The sequence below is a fragment of the Nitrospira sp. BLG_2 genome (assembly GCF_049222245.1).
Genome location: NZ_JBLYIG010000453.1, coordinates 1 through 1,578, shown reverse-complemented (window position 1 = coordinate 1,578; position 1,578 = coordinate 1). Strand labels below are relative to the sequence as shown.

Sequence of the window (1,578 nt, the reverse complement as noted above, 5' to 3'; positions counted from 1 at the left end):
TCCTCTATACGGATCTGCAAGGCCGAATGATGTCAACCTGCTGATCCCAACAGCTTGACCCAGCAGTATGTAGCATGACCTGAAGCATTCTGGTTTCGTCACACTGCCCCTTTTTGAGCCTAGGTGAAGATCCATTATGGGGAATTGCCGTACACAATTTCTAAAAAAAAGCTGATGTTTTCTTACAGTGAAGCCCTTATACTATTGTCCCCATTGTCCCATGAGCCAGCATGTCCTGGATATGGCGATCGGCGTCATCATCGGAACATTCGGAAAGAGCGGCTCATCACGTGCCAACAACATCGGCTACCGCCTCTCTTACACCACCTCCTCGGCCTGGTTCCACCAACAAGGAAAATTATTGATGGAAATTCGCGGTCTACTGAAGGCCGTCAGTAAGGCAATCGCTGAACCGCGATGTTGCCGAGCGGTATACAGCATTCTCCGATGTCCCACACAACCCCATTATAGAAGGAGGTCATGATGCCAAAAGTCACGACCACAATTGTGATCGCGTGCTTGGCCACGCTGGCGGGCTGTTCTTCGTATATTAAGCAGCCTACAGTATGCGTCGACCGATGGTATGGCTATCATCCACAGAGTGGCTGCCCATCTGTAGCGAAGGCAGCGGCACCCGATGTATCAGGTTCGGTTGCCTTGGCTTCGGCGGCCCATCTTGCGGCCTTAGAAGGGGATCGGCAACGGTTAGCTGGCGAGCTGGAAACCGCTCGGCTCCACAACGGAGCGCTCAGCAATCAAGTGAGCGATTTAGAACGGCAGCTTGCCGATCGCGATCAGGAGATTGCTGTACTTCGTTCTGATGCCAGCGCCGCGAGTCTCGTGGCGGCGGACCTGGCCGCTGCTCGGCAACGCAACGCAGATCTGGAGGCACAACTCGCCGATCGGGAGAAGGAATATTCCACAGAAATGGCGAGATTGAAGGAGGCGGAACGTGGATTAGTCCGAGCGCTCAAGCCGCAAATCGAAGAACAGCACATCACCGTCGATCTCAATAACGAACGCCTGCTCATGAATTTGGCCTCCGGTTATTTGTTTGGGTCCGGTGAAGACCAACTCAAGCCGGCTGGAGTGGAGACGCTCAAGCAGGTCGGGGCCATCCTCCACGATTTCCCGGAGTATAAGGTTCATGTCGAGGGGCATACCGACAATCGGCCGATCTTGGGCGCGCTCAAGAAGAAATTCCCCTCGAACAAAGAATTATCCGAAGCACGTGCCAAAAGCGCTGTCGAGGCGTTGGAAAGCGGCGGTCTATCCGGCGCCCATGCCATGGGAGCGGCGGATACCAAGCCGGTGATGTCCAACACAACCGGCGGAGGCCGTGCGAAGAATCGGCGTGTGGAAATCATTGTGACGAGGTCATAATCCGGCATGGACTCGATCGTGCAGCACCGTGAGCGTGACATCCTCGACGTGTTGGTGCCCCCGGTTGGCGGGTCAGGGACTCGCCAACCGCAGCGTGACCATGACGGGACGAGAAGGCGAGAGCGGGGCTTCGTGGTCAGACTTACCCGTCTGCCCTATCTGCATGGTGTTCTAGTCCAACATCACTTGCTCATC

At 55.4% G+C, this 1,578-nt stretch carries 1 protein-coding gene; it reads left to right on the top strand.

The features are described from left to right. The first annotated feature begins 480 nt into the window (after nt 1-480). On the top strand, nt 481-1,383 hold the full coding sequence (locus ACOSYY_RS12345; protein WP_421662732.1) for an OmpA/MotB family protein: 903 nt from the start codon (nt 481-483) through the stop codon (nt 1,381-1,383). The last annotated feature ends 195 nt before the right edge of the window (nt 1,384-1,578 follow it).

Bases quoted from the DNA above. Each gene is read 5' to 3' on its own strand.
- ACOSYY_RS12345 (WP_421662732.1), top strand. From the start codon at position 481: ATGATGCCAAAAGTCACGACCACAATTGTGATCGCGTGCTTGGCCACG.